This is a genomic window from Puia sp., assembly GCF_036500295.1.
GTDB lineage: Bacteria > Bacteroidota > Bacteroidia > Chitinophagales > Chitinophagaceae > Puia.
Genome location: NZ_DASYCH010000003.1, coordinates 272878 through 291022, shown reverse-complemented (window position 1 = coordinate 291022; position 18145 = coordinate 272878). Strand labels below are relative to the sequence as shown.

At 54.8% G+C, this 18145-nt stretch carries 16 protein-coding genes; 8 read left to right on the top strand and 8 right to left on the bottom strand.

Translation table 11 applies throughout. From position 1 onward, the window contains the following. The first annotated feature begins 11 nt into the window (after positions 1–11). Positions 12–530, top strand: a complete 519-nt coding sequence (locus VGM48_RS01860; protein WP_331576006.1) for a hypothetical protein — start codon at positions 12–14, stop codon at positions 528–530. A gap of 9 nt (positions 531–539) precedes the next feature. Next, positions 540–2111 (top strand): acyl-CoA mutase large subunit family protein, encoded by a 1572-nt coding sequence (locus tag VGM48_RS01855; RefSeq protein ID WP_331576005.1) that lies wholly within the window; start codon positions 540–542, stop codon positions 2109–2111. A gap of 100 nt (positions 2112–2211) precedes the next feature. Here the strand turns inward: VGM48_RS01855 and VGM48_RS01850 are convergent, their stop codons facing one another. Next, on the bottom strand, positions 2212–3084 hold the full coding sequence (locus tag VGM48_RS01850) for a hypothetical protein (RefSeq protein ID WP_331576004.1): 873 nt from the start codon (positions 3082–3084) through the stop codon (positions 2212–2214). Positions 3085–3350: 266 nt separating this feature from the next. Here VGM48_RS01850 and VGM48_RS01845 point away from each other — a divergent pair, with 266 nt between their 5' ends. Further along, a complete protein-coding gene (locus VGM48_RS01845; protein ID WP_331576003.1) occupies positions 3351–3728 on the top strand; it encodes a hypothetical protein in 378 nt (125 codons plus the stop codon). Positions 3729–3747: 19 nt separating this feature from the next. Here VGM48_RS01845 and VGM48_RS01840 read toward each other — a convergent pair whose 3' ends face one another. Further along, complete coding sequence (locus VGM48_RS01840; RefSeq protein ID WP_331576002.1) at positions 3748–5430, bottom strand: glutamine--tRNA ligase/YqeY domain fusion protein; 1683 nt, start codon at positions 5428–5430, stop codon at positions 3748–3750. Positions 5431–5500: 70 nt separating this feature from the next. Further along, positions 5501–6154, bottom strand: a complete 654-nt coding sequence (locus VGM48_RS01835) for a YggS family pyridoxal phosphate-dependent enzyme (protein ID WP_331576001.1) — start codon at positions 6152–6154, stop codon at positions 5501–5503. Between the two features lie 46 nt (positions 6155–6200). Between VGM48_RS01835 and VGM48_RS01830 the strand changes: the two genes are divergently transcribed. Next, positions 6201–8633, top strand: coding sequence for an outer membrane beta-barrel family protein (locus VGM48_RS01830; protein ID WP_331576000.1), 2433 nt, complete (start codon positions 6201–6203; stop codon positions 8631–8633). Between the two features lie 3 nt (positions 8634–8636). Here the strand turns inward: VGM48_RS01830 and VGM48_RS01825 are convergent, their stop codons facing one another. The 3 genes from VGM48_RS01825 to VGM48_RS01815 all read right to left on the bottom strand — a co-directional run bounded on the left by VGM48_RS01825 (position 8637) and on the right by VGM48_RS01815 (position 11227). Continuing rightward, the gene (locus VGM48_RS01825) at positions 8637–9791 is read right to left on the bottom strand and encodes an acyl-CoA dehydrogenase family protein (RefSeq protein WP_331575999.1); all 1155 of its coding nucleotides are present in this window, start codon (positions 9789–9791) and stop codon (positions 8637–8639) included. Positions 9792–9857: 66 nt separating this feature from the next. Then, a complete protein-coding gene (locus VGM48_RS01820; RefSeq protein ID WP_331575998.1) occupies positions 9858–10634 on the bottom strand; it encodes a MerR family transcriptional regulator in 777 nt (258 codons plus the stop codon). Positions 10635–10723: 89 nt separating this feature from the next. Next, on the bottom strand, positions 10724–11227 hold the full coding sequence (locus tag VGM48_RS01815; RefSeq protein WP_331575997.1) for a hypothetical protein: 504 nt from the start codon (positions 11225–11227) through the stop codon (positions 10724–10726). A gap of 204 nt (positions 11228–11431) precedes the next feature. Here VGM48_RS01815 and VGM48_RS01810 point away from each other — a divergent pair, with 204 nt between their 5' ends. Both VGM48_RS01810 and ctlX read left to right on the top strand, forming a co-directional pair. Further along, positions 11432–12898 (top strand): arginine deiminase family protein, encoded by a 1467-nt coding sequence (locus VGM48_RS01810; protein ID WP_331575996.1) that lies wholly within the window; start codon positions 11432–11434, stop codon positions 12896–12898. Between the two features lie 29 nt (positions 12899–12927). Then, positions 12928–13839, top strand: coding sequence for a citrulline utilization hydrolase CtlX (gene ctlX, locus VGM48_RS01805; RefSeq protein WP_331575995.1), 912 nt, complete (start codon positions 12928–12930; stop codon positions 13837–13839). On the opposite strand, the gene VGM48_RS01800 is transcribed toward ctlX, so the two are convergent. Next, on the bottom strand, positions 13836–14645 hold the full coding sequence (locus VGM48_RS01800; RefSeq protein ID WP_331575994.1) for a DUF72 domain-containing protein: 810 nt from the start codon (positions 14643–14645) through the stop codon (positions 13836–13838). The genes ctlX and VGM48_RS01800 overlap by 4 nt on opposite strands. A 272-nt stretch (positions 14646–14917) precedes the next feature. Here VGM48_RS01800 and pfkA point away from each other — a divergent pair, with 272 nt between their 5' ends. Both pfkA and pyk read left to right on the top strand, forming a co-directional pair. Then, positions 14918–15895 carry a 6-phosphofructokinase gene (gene pfkA, locus VGM48_RS01795; RefSeq protein ID WP_331575993.1) on the top strand — a complete coding sequence of 326 codons (978 nt, stop codon included), beginning with the start codon at positions 14918–14920 and terminating at the stop codon, positions 15893–15895. Between the two features lie 41 nt (positions 15896–15936). Next, entirely contained in the window at positions 15937–17430 is a 1494-nt protein-coding gene (pyk, locus tag VGM48_RS01790) for a pyruvate kinase (RefSeq protein WP_331575991.1), read from the top strand. Here pyk and VGM48_RS01785 read toward each other — a convergent pair. After that, positions 17414–18142, bottom strand: a complete 729-nt coding sequence (locus VGM48_RS01785; RefSeq protein WP_331575989.1) for a copper homeostasis protein CutC — start codon at positions 18140–18142, stop codon at positions 17414–17416. The two genes, pyk and VGM48_RS01785, sit on opposite strands and share 17 nt — an antisense overlap. Positions 18143–18145: the final 3 nt, after the last annotated feature.

The following is an 18145-nucleotide window of genomic DNA, read 5'->3' as shown; positions in this document are numbered from 1 at the left end:
ACTTTTATATCATGGATTCTACTTTACTCATCATCGCAATTGCCTTTGCCGCACTGGTCGCGGGCGTTCTCGTCTTCCTATTTCTTAAACAGCGCCGGGAGCTGAAAGCCGCCCAGGCCGCGACGCCGGCCACGGGTGACGCGGGTACCCGCCAATTGCAGCTCCAGGCCTACGAACGCCTTATCCTGCTGACCGACCGTATCGCCCTGCCAAACCTGATCCAGCGCCTTAACCAGCAGGGACTCGAAGCCCGGGATATGCAAGGCCTGCTGACCCAGGCCATCCGCCAGGAATTCGAACATAATATCACCCAGCAGATCTATGTCAGCGCCGAGTCCTGGGAAGCGGTTCGCAACTATAAGGAACAAAACCTGCTGATCATAAACCAGGTGGCCTCCTTCCTGCCCCCGGAAGCCACCGGTGTCGACCTGAACAAGCACCTGCTCGATCTCCTCGTACAAAACCCAAAGGCATCCCTGCAAAATGTCGTGTCGGAAGTCCTCAGCTTTGAAGCGAAAAAGTTGATGTAGATTCGCGGCATGCCATATAAACGAACGACCGACAGCGGTATCGAAATAAAAGAGGTCTACACCGCTGCCGACCTGCCCGCCGGCATCACCGGCTCCGGCGAACAACCCGGGGATTTTCCCTACACCCGTGGCGTCCAGCGCGACATGTACCGCGGTAAGCTGTGGACGATGCGTCAATACGCAGGTTTCAGCACAGCCGAAGAAAGCAATGCCCGCTATCACTATCTCCTGAGCCAGGGAGTCATGGGGCTAAGCGTCGCCTTCGATCTCCCCACCCAGATCGGTTATGACAGCGACCATCCCCTGGCGGAAGGCGAGGTCGGTAAAACCGGCGTAGCCATCGACTCCCTCGAAGACATCCAGACCCTCTTCAAAGGCATCCGCCTCGAAGACGTCTCCACCTCCATGACCATCAATGCCACCGGCTATATCCTCCTCGCCTTCTATGCCGCACTGGCAAAACAGCAGGGCGCCGATCTGAAAAAGATCACCGGAACGATCCAGAACGATATCCTCAAGGAATACGCCGCCCGCGGCACCTATATCTACCCTCCCAAGCCCTCGATGCGGATCATCACGGATATCTTCGAATGGTGCGGCCAGGAACTGCCCCGCTGGAACACCATCTCCATCTCCGGCTATCATATCCGCGAAGCCGGGAGCACGGCCGTGCAGGAGATCGCTTTTACCCTCAGTAACGGGAAGGCCTATGTAAAGGCCGCCCTCGAGAAAGGGCTGGACATCGATGTGTTCGGGAAACGGCTGTCCTTCTTCTTCAATGCCCATAATAATCTCTTCGAAGAAGTGGCGAAATTCCGCGCGGCCCGCCGGATGTGGGCCCGGATCATGAAACAACTGGGAGCCACCGATCCCAAAGCCATGATGCTTCGTTTTCATACCCAGACGGGCGGCTCAACGCTGACTGCGCAGCAACCTATGAACAATATCAGCCGGGTAACCGTGCAGACCCTCGCGGCCGTGCTCGGCGGCACCCAGTCGCTGCACACCAACGGCTATGATGAAGCGCTGAGCCTCCCCACCGAAGAAGCGGCACGTATCGCCCTTCGGACCCAGCAGATCGTCGCCTATGAAAGCGGGGCCACCGATACCGCCGACCCCCTTGCCGGGAGTTACTTTGTCGAAGCCCTCACCCGGGATGTGGAGGATGCCGCCTGGAAACTGATCGAACAGATCGATCAAATGGGCGGCAGCGTTTCGGCTATTGAACAGGGTTTTATACAGGACGAGATCGCTCGCAGCGCTTACGAATACCAGCAACACGTAGAGAAAAAAGAGAAGATCATCGTCGGGGTCAACAGCTTCCCGGCGGAAGAGAAGGACAGCATCCCCGTATTTCGCATCGACGATTCGATTCGCGATGTACAGATCGCCAAGATCATGGATCTGAAGAGAAGACGCGACCCGGCCAGAGTGGATTCCGTGCTGCAACACCTCAACGACAAGGCCGCCTCCGGCGAGAACCTCATGCCCGCCGTCCTGGAAGCAGTCGAAAACCGCTGTACACTCGGCGAGATCGCGGATACACTTCGCGAAGTCTTTGGAGAATATAAAGGGACTTAAAAGATAAAGGCCTTGCTGCTGCCCGTCCCTTTAACGGCGACGCTGGGTCTGCGTTGGCGGCGGTCTCCTGCTACGCTACCGGCATTGATACCGATGCGAACTACCCTTGCTCGTTAGGCGAATTCAGCGGCTCGCCGGCACTGGGGGCATCCGCCGGTTTAAACGATCGGTCCAGTTCCTGGTAGATGGTGAGCAGTTGCTGGCTGCTGGCCTGCAATTTGGTCACAAGCTCTTCGATCTTCCGGCGTTCGGCCACCAGTTGCCCCTCCAACTGATCGATAAAGGCTTGTTTTTCTTCCAGCAGATACTGGCTGCGAAGCATCCCCTCCTCCAGTTCCAGCATCCGGTGTTTATTTTCTTTGCCTTCGAGTTCGGATTGGTAGTAGGTTTTTATCCGCTGGTCCAACTGCTGTTGCAGAAAGGCGATCTGTTGGTTCTTTTCTTCCAGAAGATCGGGATAGAAAGCTTTTTCGACGTCCGAGAGATCGCCGGAGCCGGTGAGCCGATCCGGCGCCGGGTTGACCGGATGGCCCGCCTGACGGCTGGCCGCTTCCAGTAATTCCTGGTATTTCTTCTCGGTTCTTGTCAGCTGTTCCTTTAACTGTTCATACCGGCTGTCGGCCATATCCCGGTACTGCTCGTACTTCTCCTTCATCCAGAGTATGCCCTTATAGATATTTTCCTTTTGCTCCGGGTCCAGCGTGGAACTCTCGTCCCCACCCCCCACCTCCGGCGGTTGTTGTCCGTTCCCGCCGATCTCGGCGGCGGAGCGAAGGATCGCCGGCAATATCCCGTGTTGCAACCCCTCCCCGCCAGGGAACGAAAACAACAATTCCTCCGGCAAACGGCGTTTGCGGCGGTAATGCAGCCAGGTGGTCACCAGCATAGACAGGATTACCAGGGGGACAGATATCCAGAGAAGGATACGCAGGAATTGCCCGAACTCATACAGGCTGATAAGTAGTCGAAACATGATCGAGAGGTTTAAGTAGAGTTTCTCCCAATATTGATAAACAGGCGATTGCGTTAAAAAGAAAAGGATGGATCGGAATCTGCGGTTTGGGCGGGTGGGAAGTGAGAAAGAGCAATATTCACGCCAAAAAAGCATTTATTGACCGACAGGGAAAACCTCCGATTGCCGCCCATCTAAAAGCCATGAAGGACAGGGGATTTTAGCACAAATTTGGTACTACATCCATCTATTATTAAAACTATTTTATCATGAATTGGAGCAAAAAAATGATCGCTTGCGCTACCCTGGTTATAGCGCTTTTCACCGTCACATCAACGTTCGCCCAGGGCGGTGGACGGATGGATACGGCTGCCATGCGTCAGCGGCAGGAAGCCATGCTGGCCAAGATGAAGACCGATCTGAACCTCAACCAGACCCAGTCGGATTCGGTAAAGGCCATCACCACTGAATTCAGCGCAAAGCGTCGTGATATCTTCATGGACCCGGCCAATCAGGGTCTCAGCCGGGAAGATCGCATGGCGAAGATGCAGCCCCTCACCGAGGCAATGAACGCCCGGTTGCAGGCCGCACTTGGCGCCGATCTGTTCAAGAAGTATCAGGACTGGATGCAAGCGAACCGGCCACAACGTGGCGGCGGACGATAAAACTTAAAAAAAAGGGAGCTTAGCTCCCTTTTTTTTGTTCTTTTACCCAGGTATCCCGCAGGGTCGTCGTCCGGTTGAAGATTAGCCGGTCTTCCGAATTATCCCGATCAAGATAGAAATATCCTTTCCGCAGGAACTGATAATGCTCATCGAATTTCGCCTCGCGCAAGGCCGGTTCCGCAAATGCGCCCGGTAACACCTGCAACGAATCGGGGTTGATATATTCCTTGAAATCCCGCTCTTCATTGGCCGGGTCCTCCACCCCGAACAGCCGGTCATAGAGCCGCACCTCCGCCGTGATCGCATGCGGGATGCTCACCCAATGGATGGTGGCCTGAACCTTCATATTGGACTGCGATCCGCCGCTCTTGCTCTCCGGCACATAAGAACACCGCAGCTCCGTTATCTTCCCCGAAGCATCCTTCACCACTTCGTCGCACTGGATAATATAGGCGCTCTTCAACCGCACCTTCTGGCCCGGCGAGAGCCGGAAGAATTTCTTCGGCGGATTCTCCATAAAATCCTCTTGTTCGATATACAGCTCGCGGCTAAAGGGAAGGTTGCGGGTCCCCGAATCCGCATCCTCCGGGTTGTTCTCGCTGGCCAGCCATTCCTCATCCTGCTCATAGTTGGTGAGCACGATCTTCAACGGATCAAAAACGACCATGCGCCGGTTGGCAATCTTATTGAGATGCTCCCGGACACAAAACTCCAACAGCGACACATCGATCAGGTTATCCCGCTTCTGCACCCCGATCTTTTCGGCGAACATGCGGATACTCTCCGGAGTATAGCCACGGCGGCGCAGACCCGAGAGTGTCGGCATCCGGGGATCGTCCCAACCCGTAACATGCCCCTCGTTCACCAGCTGCAGCAGCTTGCGCTTGCTCATCACCGTATAGTTGAGGTTCAGCCGGGCAAATTCATATTGATGCGACGGGAAGATGTCCAGTTTCTCAATGAACCAGTCATAAAGCGGCCGGTGCGAAACGAACTCCAGCGTACAGATGGAATGCGTGATATTTTCGATAGAGTCGCTTTGTCCATGCGCGAAATCATACATCGGGTAGATACACCAGGCATCCCCGGTACGATGGTGATGGACATGTCTGATCCGGTACATCAGCGGATCGCGGAGCTGCATGTTGGGTGCGCTCATATCCACCTTAGCCCGTAAGACCTTTTCGCCGTCTTTGTATTTTCCGGCGCGCATCTCCCGGAACAGCTGGAGGTTCTCCTCCACCGGCCGGCTGCGATAAGGGCTGTCCTTGCCCGGCTCCGTCGGTGTGCCCTTCAGCCTGGCGATCTCCTCGGGCGTACTGTCATCGACATAAGCCAGCCCCTTGCGGATAAGGTCTTCCGCAAAAAGATAGAGTTGCTCGAAATAATCGGAAGCATAAAGTTCATTTGCCCACTCAAAACCCAGCCAACGGATATCCGCCTTGATACTTTCCACATATTCGGTATCCTCCGTCACGGGATTGGTATCGTCAAACCGAAGATTGGTCGAGCCGCCATATTTTTGCGCCAAACTGAAATTGAGGATGATCGACTTGGAATGGCCGATATGCAGATAGCCATTCGGCTCCGGCGGGAACCGGGTGCGGATGCTCTTATATTTCCCGCTCGCCAGATCCTCTTCAACGATCTCTTCCAGGAAATTCAGCGATTTTTCTTCTTCTTTCTTTAATTCTTCTGCCATAAAAATGCTCCGGGCGACTGTATCCCCCGGCCGACAAATCTACACCTTCCCGCCGAGCCTGCCAAAGCCGTTAACCCCGTTTACCAAACAGCAGACTGCCGATCCGCACCATCGTACTGCCTTCTTTTACAGCCAATTGATAATCTCCGCTCATCCCCATTGAAAGAATGGCGCCGGATGGGAACCACCGGTCCAGCAAAACTTTTAGCTGATGGAACTCGCCGCTCACCGCCGATACATCCTCCGTATTGGAAGCCATCCCCATCAATCCACGAAGCCGGACATTCGCCCAGTCGCCCGAAGCCCCGCTAACCGTCGTCACCACCTGCTCCAGCTCTTCCGCATCCAGGCCGAATTTCGTTTCCTCCCGCGCGATATGAACCTGCAGGAGCACGTCCGCAACGCGTCCGGTCTTCGCGGCCTGCTTATCGATCTCTTTCAACAGCCGCAAACTGTCTACTCCATGAATCAGGTAGACAAAAGGAATAATATGTTTTACCTTGTTCGATTGCAGATGACCGATAAAATGCCACCGGATATCCTTGGGCAGCTGCGCATGTTTGTCGATCAGTTCCTGCACATAGTTCTCCCCGAAGTCGCGCTGCCCTTCATTGTAAAGTGCTAAAATATCTTCCGCCGTTTTAGTTTTTGAAACCGCGACCAATGTTATCTTCTCTCCCAATACATTGCGAATTTCCCGATAGGCTTCCTGGTTGATCGACATTTTTTTACTCGGCTTTAACACGAAGATACCGTAAATTCGCGCTGTCATGGTCACAACGAAACACTACCACTCTCCCGCCTGGAAACTGTACGCCTATTCAGTATTGTCACTTCTACCTTTTTTCAGCGTCGCCCAGAGCCGTCCCCACACCGCAAATGGTCAGTTGACCGGCAAGGTGATCGACGGCCAGACAAAACAGCCCATCCATGCCGCGACCGTCGCGCTGCTTCGCAAAGATTCCTCCGTTGCCGCTGAGGTCATCAGCCAGCCCGATGGGAATTTTACGCTGAGGAGCCTTCCCGAGACTTCCTGCATTTTACAGATCAGCGTCGTCGGCTATACGACCGTCACCCGGGTGATCCCCGCGGGTCATCGCACTCCCGGCGTTCCCATTAACACAGGGACCATCCGGCTGACACCCGCGGCCGCGCAGATGCAAGCCGTCGCCGTAGTAGCCCGCAGACCCGTGTTCCGCACCGAGATCGATAAGAAAGTTTTCAATGTGGACCAGAGCCTTGCCAGCAAAGGCGGCACGGCGCAGGATGCGCTTCGCCAGGTGCCGACGCTGAACGTCGACGCCACAGGCAATGTCACGCTGCGCAACGGATCGCCGACCATCCTGCTCGATGGAAAGCAGACGCAGCTGACGCTCGACCAGATACCGGCCGACCAGATCCAAAGCATCGAGGTCATGCCCAATCCCTCCGCCAAATATGATGCCCAGGGTAACCACGGGATCATCAATATCGTGCTGAAGCGTAACCGAAAACCGGGGATGAACGGCTCAGTCACGGGCGTCGGCAGCACCCTCGGCGAGACCTATGGCTTCGCCAATCTCAACGTCTATAAACACAAATGGAATTTCACCTTCAATGCAATGGCGCACGGCCACCGGAGCATCGCCAATACCACCACCACGCTGACTAACCTCACTTCGAATACCACCTCCGTCCAACACGGTCATTCGGTGACCATCGGCCCCTTCCAGAGCTATCGCCTGGGCGCGGACTATAACATGAACGCACACAACACCTTTAGTCTTTCCGGCAATGTCGGGCTCGGCTACCATCCCTCCGGCGCCAGTCAGACCACCGATTATCTCGGCAAGAGCGGCCTGATGGATTCGACAGGTTCCAGACATACCTATGACGCCAACCACTTCGTATTCACTCATTCCAACTTCGACTGGGCACACACGTTCACCAAGCCCAGTGAGAAGCTGACCGCCAGCGCCGCACTGGAGACCTATCACGGTATCGGCCACGGCAACTATTCGATGGCGTATCTCGCAAAAGACGGCAGCGCACTGAACGATCCCTATCAGCAACGCTACGCTGGTCTCGGTAACGCCCACAACCTGACGATGCAAACCGATTACAGCGATCCGCTGATGGACGGCAAGGCCAAGTTGGAGGCCGGACTGAAAACAATTCTCCACGGCAGCCGGAGCTACCAGGATTTCGAGGATGGGCTCCCCCAGGGATTCACAAAGGACACAAGCGCCAGCTACAACTATAGTTATAACGATAACACCTATGCGGCCTATACGAGCTTCAACCAGGAGCTGGGCAAGTTCAGCTATATGGCCGGACTGCGCTTCGAACGCTATAACTATTCGGGCCATCTGCTGGATGAGAACAGCAGCTTCGGCTATCATCAGACCGGGCTCTATCCCAGCATCTACCTCACTGAGAAATTCGACGAGGACAACGATATTCACCTGAACTTTTCACGCCGCGTCAATCGCCCGCAGTGGTGGCAGATCACCCCGCAGACGAATTACGGCAATCCGCTGAACCCGCAGCAGGGCAATCCCCGAATCCGCCCGGAGAACACCAATCTCTTCGAACTGGCCTACAACACCCAGCTGTCCGCCGTCGGATTCAATACGACGCTGTATGTAAAGAATACGCTCGACCCGATGATGGCGTTCAACAAACCGCTCTCCAACGACACGCTGCTCAGCACTTTCGAGAACGGCAACTACAGCAATACCTACGGCGCGGAAATTATCGCCCGGTTCCCGATCGCCAAATGGTGGAACGCCACAACAAACTTCAATCTCTACGAGACCGATATCAATGCAGACAATCTTTCTCAGGGACTTTCGAATTCCGGCGTCAGCTGGTTCGCCAAGCTCAACTCCGATATGAAGCTGTTCGACACCTATACCGTGCAGTTGACGGGTAACTACAACGCCTCCCGCGTGATCGCACAGGGTAAGGTCCTCCCATCCGGCGGACTCGATGCCGCCATCAAGCGGGACTTCCTGCCGCATAACGCCGCCACGCTGGTGCTCAGCCTCTCGGATGTGTTCAACACACAGCGCAATGACGTAGACACCTATTCGCAGGGGGTATTCTTCCAAAACTCGATCACCAAACCGGAGACCCGGGTGCTGAAGGTCAGCTTTATGTATTCTTTCGGGAAAGAACTCAACGGCACACGCCACAAGGCTACCCTGGAATCCAACAGCTGATCGCTATTTCAGGATCGACCGGCTGATGACGATACGCTGCACTTCACTGGTGCCCTCGTAGATCTGGGTGATCTTGGCGTCGCGCATCAGCCGCTCCACATGGTATTCCTTGACATAACCATAGCCACCATGGATCTGAACGGCCTCCGTCGTGGTCCACATCGCCGTCTCAGAGGCAAAGACCTTGGCCATGGATGAACTGAGGCTATAGTCCTCATTCTGATCCTTATCCCAGGCAGCACGCAAACATAGCAGCCGGGCCGCTTCGATCCGCGTAACCATATCCGCCAGCTTGAACTGGATCGCCTGATGTTGGGCGATCTCCTTTCCAAACGCCTTGCGCTGCTTGGAATAACCCAGCGCCAGTTCATAGGCGCCGCTGGCAATGCCCAACGCCTGGGAAGCGATCCCGATCCGGCCGCCGGCGAGTACTTTCATCGCAAAAGTGAACCCGAAACCGTCCTCTCCTATACGATTCTCCTTTGGAACTTTGACGTCATTGAACAGGATGCTGTGGGTGTCGCTCCCGCGGATGCCGAGCTTGTTCTCCTTGGCCCCGACGACGACCCCGGGCCAGCTCTTCTCGACAATAAAGGCATTGATCCCGCGGCTGCCCTTCTCGACATGCGTCTGGGCAATGACCACGTAAACGGAAGCAGAACTGCCGTTGGTGATCCAGTTCTTCGTTCCGTTAAGCAGGTAATGATCCTCCTTTTCTTCAGCCGTGGTTCGCTGCGAAGTGGCATCACTGCCCGCTTCCGGCTCGCTCAGCAGAAAAGCGCCGATATAAAGCTGATCATCCTTTTTACCCTGAGCCAGCGGGGTGAGGTATTTCTGTTTCTGGTCATGATTGCCGAAAACATCCAGTCCCCAGCAAACCAAACTGTTGTTGACACTCATGCAAACGCTTACGCTGGCATCGATCTTACTGATCTCTTCCATGGCCAGCACATAACTCAGCGTGTCCATCCCTGAACCCCCATAGGCCGTATCGACCATCATCCCCATAAAACCGAGTTCAGCCAGCTTGAGGACCTGTTCCTTTGGAAATTTCTGGTGTTCGTCCCTTTCTATCACCCCCGGTAAACATTCGGTTCTGGCAAAATCCCGGGCGGCCTTCTGGATCATCAGGTGTTCTTCAGACAATTGAAAATGCATATGGGCAAGATGTTTTTGTTGCCCGCAAAAATAATAAAAACTAACAGTAGTTAGTATTTTTTCCCATCAGGCCAGTTGCATATCCGCATAATAGTCCATCGCCGCCCGCATAAAAGCCGCAAATTCGGGATCCGGCCGCCCATCGGCTGCCGTATACCGCTCATCGGACAGATAAAGCTCACCCAGCCCCTTATAGGCCCTGGCCTTGATCGCCTCCCCGGGCCCAAGCCCCCAGAATCCCCGGATCATCTCACAATGCCGGGCAATCTGTTCCTGCACCGGTCCGCTTTGTGGGTCCTCTCCTCGCAGGACCCTTAACCGTTGCGCGATATCCTGCTGATCCGCCTTTAGCTGTTCGAACCTGTCCTTACCCATCTCCAGCAACGCATTCTCCGATCGCCGGATCGCTTCCTCGCCCCAGTTGTCGATCGCCTCCCGGCGTAGCACCGCCGCCTGCTCACGGGGCATTCCCTCATATAAGTTCTCAAAATTTGACATGGTGTTGTTTTTTAAATGATCAATGGTGTTGTCGATCGTCTTCAACAGGGTATCGAGCCGGTCCCTTCTCGCCGACAAGGCATGCTTATGGCCGGTAAGCGCCTCGATCAGATCGAAACCGGGATCATCCATCAACTCTGCGATCTTTTTCAAGGGAATATCCAGCTCCTTATAGAAGAGGATCTGTTGCAGCCGAAGCAATTCCGCCTCGCCATATTGCCGGTAGCCGGCGTCGGTACGAACCGAAGGCTGCAACAAGCCCATCTTGTCGTACACATGGAGTGTGCGCACACTCACCCCGGCCAGCCGGGCCAATTGCCTGACGGAATATCGGACATTACCCATCCTTGCATCGTTTTGTACAAAGCTAGGGTATGACCTTAGGTAAGAGTCAAGTGTTTCGTAAAATAAATTTTTGAAGCAGCCCGGATGGCTCAGATGATGCTTCCGGACTTTTTGTGGAGTAGCCTGATGGCGGTTTTGAAAATGACAATAAAGAGCCCGGCTTCCTCCTCGGTGAAATTGCTGGCGTCCTCATCCTCCTCGCTATATATAGTGGCAGCGGCAAACTGCAAAAGATCGGGCTGGCAGAAGGATTGGATAACGGCCATCGCATCACTTTCATCGAAGCCCTCCTGAAAAACACTTTCCATCTCGTCGAACTCTTCGTTGAAGGTATTCTCGAATTCCTTTTCGGAGATGGAGGGGATGCCGCCGGGCTGCAGTTCACGGAAACTAAGCAGGATAACGGTAAGAACATAAGCTACGTCCTCCCGGGCATCGGGTTCAGCCAGTTCGCGGCTTTCACCCAGCACATAACCCACGAGAGCCGGCTGCTCCCGCGCAAACGAATCCCAGACCCTGCCGATCTGGCTTTCGTCCATGCGCTGGATCCGGTCATTGATAAGGTCGATCGTCAGATCGGTGATTTGTTGCATCCCCCAATTTTTCTCAAACCTACGGAAATTGTCGGTCCGAATATGGGCCTGCCGAAAAAATAGGCCCATTCGGACCGACCGCTAATGATGGCCTTCCGGCAACCGGGCTGTGCCCGGTTCTCTGGTCCGAATATGGGCCTGCCGAAAAAATAGGCCCTTCCCCCACCCCACCGCCGGTCCGCTAAAAAAAACCTAATTTGCCGAATGTCTAAAAACTATGCCCAGAAAGCAAAAATACCCGTCGCCGTATCCTCGGAGGTAGGTCGGCTGCGCCGGGTACTGGTGCACAGCCCCGATAGCGGGCTGGGCAAGGTCGTCCCCTCCAAAGCGCAGGACTGGCTCTTCGAAGATATCGTCCACCTGGACACCATCCGCCGCAAGGAGTATGACTTTTATACAAAAATATTATTATACTTCCTCGACCCGGCCTGCATCCGCGGCCGCCTGGCAGAGATCGACGACGAACGGAACCGCCGCGCCTTTTATAAGCCCGGCAACGACGGCTTCTTCCGCAGCGACAAAGTCGTAGAACTGCAGTGGTTGCTCGCCGATATCCTCGCCGACCCTTCCATCAAGCAAAAGCTGGTGGCATCGGTATGCGCGATCGAAGCCTGCTCTTACGAAGTCCAGCAGGACCTGCAGTCCCTCGACCCGGTTCATCTGGCAAAGACCTTCATCAGCGGCGCCACCAACGACCACCGCCTGCTCTTCGCGCCGATCCCCAATTTTATTTTTACCCGGGACATCGGAATCGTCATTAATCATTATGTCCTGCTAAACAAACCCGCTAAAAAGGCCCGCACCCGCGAAGCCCTGCTCGCGAAGTATATCTTTTTCAACCATCCGCTCTTTGCCGAATACCAGGACAAGATCATCGAACTGGCCGACACCCACCACCATTTCCTGCTGCCTCGCGAAGGCGATGACCGCAAGGTTACCCTCGAAGGCGGCGACGTCATGGTGGTCAGCAAGGACCACCTGCTCATCGGCATCAGTGAACGCACCTCTTCCGAAGCCGCACACCAGGCCATCCGCATCCTCTTCGAAAAGAATGTCGTCAAGAAGATCACGATCATCCGCATTCCGAAAAAACGGGATTATATGCATATCGACACCATCTTCACCCAGGTGAAACGCAATGTATGGATCCTGCTGGGCACCTTCTCCCGCAAAGCAATGATGCACGAAGACGAAGACGAAGTGCAGCGCATCCTCGACAACAACAAAAAAGAGGATAAGCTAAAGATCATCCAGTTCCGCAAGAAAGATCCGGACACCCCGGAGTATTTCGAAAACCTGGAAGACCTGCTCACCGACATCAGCAAAAACGATCTGGAGTGCACCGAAAAAACAAGATTCATCTATTCCGGCAACAACGAATTCCCCTTCGACGCCCGCGAACAATGGACCGACTCCTGCAATCTGCTGGCCTTGAAGGAAGGGGTGGTTCTCGGCTATGACCGTAACGACAAGACCGTGGAAGCCTTCAAGGCCAACGGTTTTAGTGTCATCCACGCAAAAGAGCTGATCGAAAAGATGGAGAACGGCTCCCTCCAACCCGACGAGGTGGAGAATACCCTGATCCTGATGCCTTCCGCGGAGTTATCCCGGGCCCGCGGCGGCTTTCATTGTATGAGCATGCCCCTGCACCGGGACGATCTGACCATCTGAACCTATCCGGCCAAAAATCGCTAAACTTCATGCAAACGACTTCGCATATCCTGATGATACGACCCGTGAACTTTACCTTCAACGCGGAAACGGCGGTGAACAACGCTTTCCAGGTCGCAGGCGTCGAGACCGACGCGCAACGCAAGGCGCTGACGGAGTTCGACCAGTTCGCCCAGCTGCTTCGCGACAACGGCGTAGATGTTACCGTCGTCGACGACACGCCTCAACCTTATACACCCGATTCCATCTTCCCCAACAACTGGGTCTCTTTTCACCACGATGCCACGGTCTGCCTCTATCCCATGTACGCGGCCAACCGCCGCCTCGAACGGAAACCGGAGGTACTCGACACTATCGCCAGGAAATTCCGCATCGACGCCATCCTCGACTTCAGTTCCTATGAACAACAGGGTATCTTCCTCGAAGGCACCGGCAGCATGGTCCTCGACCGCGACCGGCACATCGCCTATGCCTGTCTGTCGCCACGAACCGACAAAGCCGTGCTGCTCGATTTCTGTCAGAAGATGGGCTATCAGCCCGAGATCTTCAGCGGCAGAGATGGCGCGGGCCGCGATATCTATCATACCAATGTAATGATGTGCGTCGGCGACCGGTTTGTCGTCGTCTGTCTCGACTCCCTGCCCATCCCCGCCGAACGGCAACACCTCGAAGCCACCATCCGGGCCTCCGGCAAAACGCTCATCCCGATCACACTTGATCAGATGAATCATTTTGCCGGCAATATGCTGCAGGTGGAAGATCAAAAAGGAGAGAAACTGTTGGTCATGTCCTCGCAGGCCTATGAATCGCTGACTCCGGCGCAGATAACCCAACTGCAAGGCTTCAACCGGATCCTGCATTCATCCCTGACAACCATCGAAACCAACGGCGGGGGCAGCGCCCGCTGCATGCTCGCCGAGATCCACCTCGCTCCGCTTTAAAACAGCGACAGCGTTTCCGCCTGCCCCCCGTTCGCGAGATTCGGTACGGTCAACCCCACGCCCAGCCGCGCGTTGAACCGTTGGATCACGTAGGTCATCATCTCCGGCGACGTCTGCTCCCCGGGACTATGAACAAAAAAGTATAGCTCCTGCAATCCCTTCGAAGTCCAGTCGGCAAGCCTTTCCGCCCAGGCATCGGCACGCCGGTAGTCCGCAGGATGCAGCCCGTTGGTGACAAACCGGATAAAAGCCACGGGCGTGGTCAGCCGCATATGAAGAACATCCCTTCGGCCCGCCACATCCGTTATCACCGTTCCAACGCCAAGTTCCCGGAAAAGCTCAAAGGTATCGGCAGCTACTCCGGGACCAAACCACCCGGGATGCCGCAATTCCACCCCAACCTGAAAATCGCGGGGCAGCGCACGCAGATAGCTCTGCAACACCGCGGCCCGGTCAGGACCGAATGCTTCCGACAATTGCAGAAACGAAGGCCCCAGTTTCGAACCGAAATGCCGCACTCCCTCCATGAACAAGGCGGTGTCCCCACCGGCATTCACGAGTTGCTGCTTGTGACTGATCGACTCCAGCACCTTTGGACAAAAGCGAAAATTATCGCCCACCAGGGACGCCCAGCGTTCAATGACCGCCGGCGGTTGAAGGCCGTAGTACAGTGTATTGCCTTCCACGGTGCTATACTGCTTTGCATAAAACGACAAAAAGTCCTTCGATTTTGTCCCCCGGGGATATACCCTGCCGACCCAGGAGGCACGCCCCCACTCGGTTCCACCGACATGTGCCCTCAGCATTCGCTTTGCCGGTTGCCCAAGTGTCGGCTTGAGTTGCGCCCAAACCCTTTCAGTCACCGGATCATCAGGTGGGAGTGTAAAATCTATATTATCTATATATTGTACTTTACCAAATTCCATATAAGCTTTTGCTTGGTCGCTTGTGGTTCAAGATCAAATCCTTACTTTTGGGACTTCGACCGGCTAAAGGCCTTAAGGTAGAAAATTTCCAACAAATCCTGCCATTGGTTAAAGCTTTTTTAAACTTTCAAAACTAAGAACTGATTTCCAAGATGGAAGGCAAAGTCACAAAAATTGGCGTACTCACTTCAGGCGGCGATGCCCCGGGGATGAATGCTGCCATCCGTGCCGTTGTTCGTACTGGTATTTATAATGGATTGGAGGTATTTGGCATCATGCGCGGTTACGCCGGCATGATCGAAAACGATATCGTTCCCATGCACTCCCGGAGTGTCGCCAATATCATCCAGCGCGGCGGCACCATTCTCAAAACCGCGCGCTGCAAGGAATTCTTTGAACACGAAGGCCGTAAAAAAGCCTATGCGAATCTCAAGAAATTGGGCATCAACGGCTTGGTTATCATCGGCGGAGACGGTTCCTTCCGCGGCGCTCATAAATTAAGCGAAGAATTCGATATCCCCTGTATCGGTCTGCCCGGCACCATCGACAAGGACATCGCCGGCACCGATTTCACCATCGGCTTCGACACCGCCGTCAATACCGCCGTGGAGGCGATCGACAAGATCAGGGATACGGCCGACGCTCATGACCGCCTTTTTATTATCGAGGTCATGGGAAGAGATGCCGGCTATATCGCCCTTCATAGCGGGATCGCCACCGGCGCGGAGAATATCCTGATCCCCGAGCGCAAGACAGATATTGAAGAACTGGTGAATTCGCTTCTCGAAAAAGAAAGACGGCGTAAACTGGTAAATATCATCGTCGTAGCCGAAGGCGACCGGGGCGCAGAAGACGTTGCCCAGATCATCAAGGAACGCATCCCCTCCGCCGACACCCGGGTCTGTGTCCTGGGGCATATCCAGCGGGGCGGCGCACCCACCTGCATGGATCGCCTCATCGCAAGCCGGATGGGCTATTCTGCCGTAGAATGCCTTATGGAAGGGAAACATAACGTAATGATCGGCATCGTCAACAATAAGATGCACTACACGCCCCTCGAAAAAGCCGTAAAGGCCAAACAAAAGATAAGCGAAGACTGGCTCAAAATCGTAAAAATATTAGCATCCTGAGGACCTGGAAGGCCCTCGTCACTTAAAAAAATCCACGTTCAATGTCAAAACATTTATCGAAGTACCTGTACCGGGAGATGGACAAAGAGGCTGGCCTCCAGCACACTTTTCACAAGACCAAGATCGTCGCCACTGTAGGTCCTGCCTGTGACACCTATGACAAACTGCTCGAACTCGTAAAGGCCGGCGTTAATGTCTTCCGGCTCAATTTCTCTCACGGTACGCACGAGGACAAGGAAAAGATCATCCAACATATCCGCAATATCAATGTTTCCGAACCCTATAACATCTCGATCCTGGCCGACCTTCAGGGCCCCAAACTGCGCGTAGGTGATATCAAGGACGGAAGCCTTACCATCGCCCCCGGCGATATCCTGACTTTTACCTCCCGGGAAAAAGTGATCGGCACCAAAGAAAAGATCTATGTCTCCTACCCCAACCTGCACCACGATGTTCAGGTCGGCAATAAGATACTCATCGATGACGGGAAGCTGGAAGTGGTAGTCGTAAACGTCTCCCCCGATGGCGACGTAAAGGTTGCCGTCACCTACGGCGGAGCCCTCCTGCCAAAGAAAGGGGTCAACCTGCCCGATACCAAGATCTCCCTCCCCGCACTCACGGAAAAAGACCTGGTCGACCTGGAATTCATCATCGATCAGAAAGTCGACTGGATCGCCCTGTCCTTCGTTCGTCAGGTGGCAGACATCATCGATCTGAAACGCCGGCTCGTCGAGCGGAAATGCGTAAGCAAGGTCATCGCGAAGATCGAGATGCCTTCGGCGATGGAAGACCTGCGCAATATCGTCCTGGAATCCGACGGGGTCATGGTGGCCCGCGGTGACCTTGGCGTCGAACTGCCTGTCGAGAAGGTGCCCATGGCCCAACGCGAGATCATCCGCAAGTGTATCCACCGCGCCAAGCCCGTAATCGTCGCGACACAGATGATGGAAAGCATGATCGACCGCGTAAAACCCAACCGCAGCGAGATCACCGACGTCGCCAACGCCGTACTGGAAGGCGCCGACGCAGTCATGCTAAGCGCGGAAACCGCCACCGGTCAGCATCCCGCCCTCGTCGTCGAGACCATGCGTAAGATCATCCTCGAAGTGGAAAAGACCGAGTATCCCTATAACCGCGAAGACGATCTGGTCCCCCAGCCGCATTCGCCTTCGTTCCTCTCCGATGCCATCTGCTACAACGCGTGTAAGCTGGCCAGGGATGCCAATGCCGACGCCCTGGTAGGGATGACCCAGAGCGGCTACACAGCCTTTATTCTTTCGAGCTATCGCCCAAGATCGCCGTTGTATATCTTCTCCAAGGAAAAAAGCCTGATCAATCAGCTGAGCCTTAGCTGGGGTGTACGCGCGTTCCACTATGACGAAGAGGTCAGCATGGACGATATCATCCACGATCAGCATACGATCCTGAAAGAACGCGGTTTTGTAAAAGGTGGGGATGTGGTCGTCAATACCGGCAGTCTGCCGATAGAAGACCATCTGCCGACAAATATGCTGAAGATCACGAAATTGAAATAAGCAGGTCTTTTATCTTTTTGATCTCCTCATCACCCGCCAGGAAAAAGTCCTGCGAGTCTTTCATCTGGGTATTCACATAGTCCATCGCACTCGCCTGCAGCAAACGCGCCGACGTGTGGAATTCGGAAGCGCCGGTCTTCTCCGCCAGTTGCAGGATATTACCCGATCGGACACCCGAGCCGGGCATGATCACAATGCGGTCGTCCGCCTCCCGGATAAGCTGATCGATCAACTCGCTCCCTTCCTCCGCCGTGGGTCGCTGACCCGAGGTCAGGATCCGCTCGCAGCCTATTTTTATGATCGCCTCCAACGCCTCGAAGGGGTTGGCTGCCCAGTCAAAAGCCCGGTGAAACGTAACACCAAGGGGATAGGCCGCTTCCACCAGCCGGGCGCAGCGCCCCTGATCGACCGATCCATCGGGGTTCAGCATCCCGATGACGACGCCGTTACAACCTGCCTGCTTGCAATAGTCGATATCCCGAAGCATTACTTTAAACTCCTCATCGGAATAAAGGAAATCTCCACCCCTCGGCCGGATGATCGGATACAGGGGGATCCGCAGATTCTCCCTCGCCGTCCGGATAACGCCGGGGGAAGGAGTGACTCCGCCTTCCCCGGGCGACGCACAAAGCTCGATCCGGTCGGCCCCCGAAGCCTGGGCCACCATCGCTGAGGTAAGATTGAATGCGCAGATCTCTAATTGAAAACCCATACT

Excerpts from the sequence above, each read along its gene's own strand:
- VGM48_RS01860 (WP_331576006.1), top strand. The coding sequence starts at position 12 with ATGGATTCTACTTTACTCATCATCGCAATTGCCTTTGCCGCACTGGTC.
- VGM48_RS01855 (WP_331576005.1), top strand. The coding sequence starts at position 540 with ATGCCATATAAACGAACGACCGACAGCGGTATCGAAATAAAAGAGGTC.
- VGM48_RS01850 (WP_331576004.1), bottom strand. The coding sequence starts at position 3,084 with ATGTTTCGACTACTTATCAGCCTGTATGAGTTCGGGCAATTCCTGCGT.
- VGM48_RS01845 (WP_331576003.1), top strand. The coding sequence starts at position 3,351 with ATGATCGCTTGCGCTACCCTGGTTATAGCGCTTTTCACCGTCACATCA.
- VGM48_RS01840 (WP_331576002.1), bottom strand. The coding sequence starts at position 5,430 with ATGGCAGAAGAATTAAAGAAAGAAGAAGAAAAATCGCTGAATTTCCTG.
- VGM48_RS01835 (WP_331576001.1), bottom strand. The coding sequence starts at position 6,154 with ATGTCGATCAACCAGGAAGCCTATCGGGAAATTCGCAATGTATTGGGA.
- VGM48_RS01830 (WP_331576000.1), top strand. The coding sequence starts at position 6,201 with ATGGTCACAACGAAACACTACCACTCTCCCGCCTGGAAACTGTACGCC.
- VGM48_RS01825 (WP_331575999.1), bottom strand. The coding sequence starts at position 9,791 with ATGCATTTTCAATTGTCTGAAGAACACCTGATGATCCAGAAGGCCGCC.
- VGM48_RS01820 (WP_331575998.1), bottom strand. The coding sequence starts at position 10,634 with ATGGGTAATGTCCGATATTCCGTCAGGCAATTGGCCCGGCTGGCCGGG.
- VGM48_RS01815 (WP_331575997.1), bottom strand. The coding sequence starts at position 11,227 with ATGCAACAAATCACCGATCTGACGATCGACCTTATCAATGACCGGATC.
- VGM48_RS01810 (WP_331575996.1), top strand. The coding sequence starts at position 11,432 with ATGTCTAAAAACTATGCCCAGAAAGCAAAAATACCCGTCGCCGTATCC.
- ctlX (WP_331575995.1), top strand. The coding sequence starts at position 12,928 with ATGCAAACGACTTCGCATATCCTGATGATACGACCCGTGAACTTTACC.
- VGM48_RS01800 (WP_331575994.1), bottom strand. The coding sequence starts at position 14,645 with ATGCTGAGGGCACATGTCGGTGGAACCGAGTGGGGGCGTGCCTCCTGG.
- pfkA (WP_331575993.1), top strand. The coding sequence starts at position 14,918 with ATGGAAGGCAAAGTCACAAAAATTGGCGTACTCACTTCAGGCGGCGAT.
- pyk (WP_331575991.1), top strand. The coding sequence starts at position 15,937 with ATGTCAAAACATTTATCGAAGTACCTGTACCGGGAGATGGACAAAGAG.
- VGM48_RS01785 (WP_331575989.1), bottom strand. The coding sequence starts at position 18,142 with ATGGGTTTTCAATTAGAGATCTGCGCATTCAATCTTACCTCAGCGATG.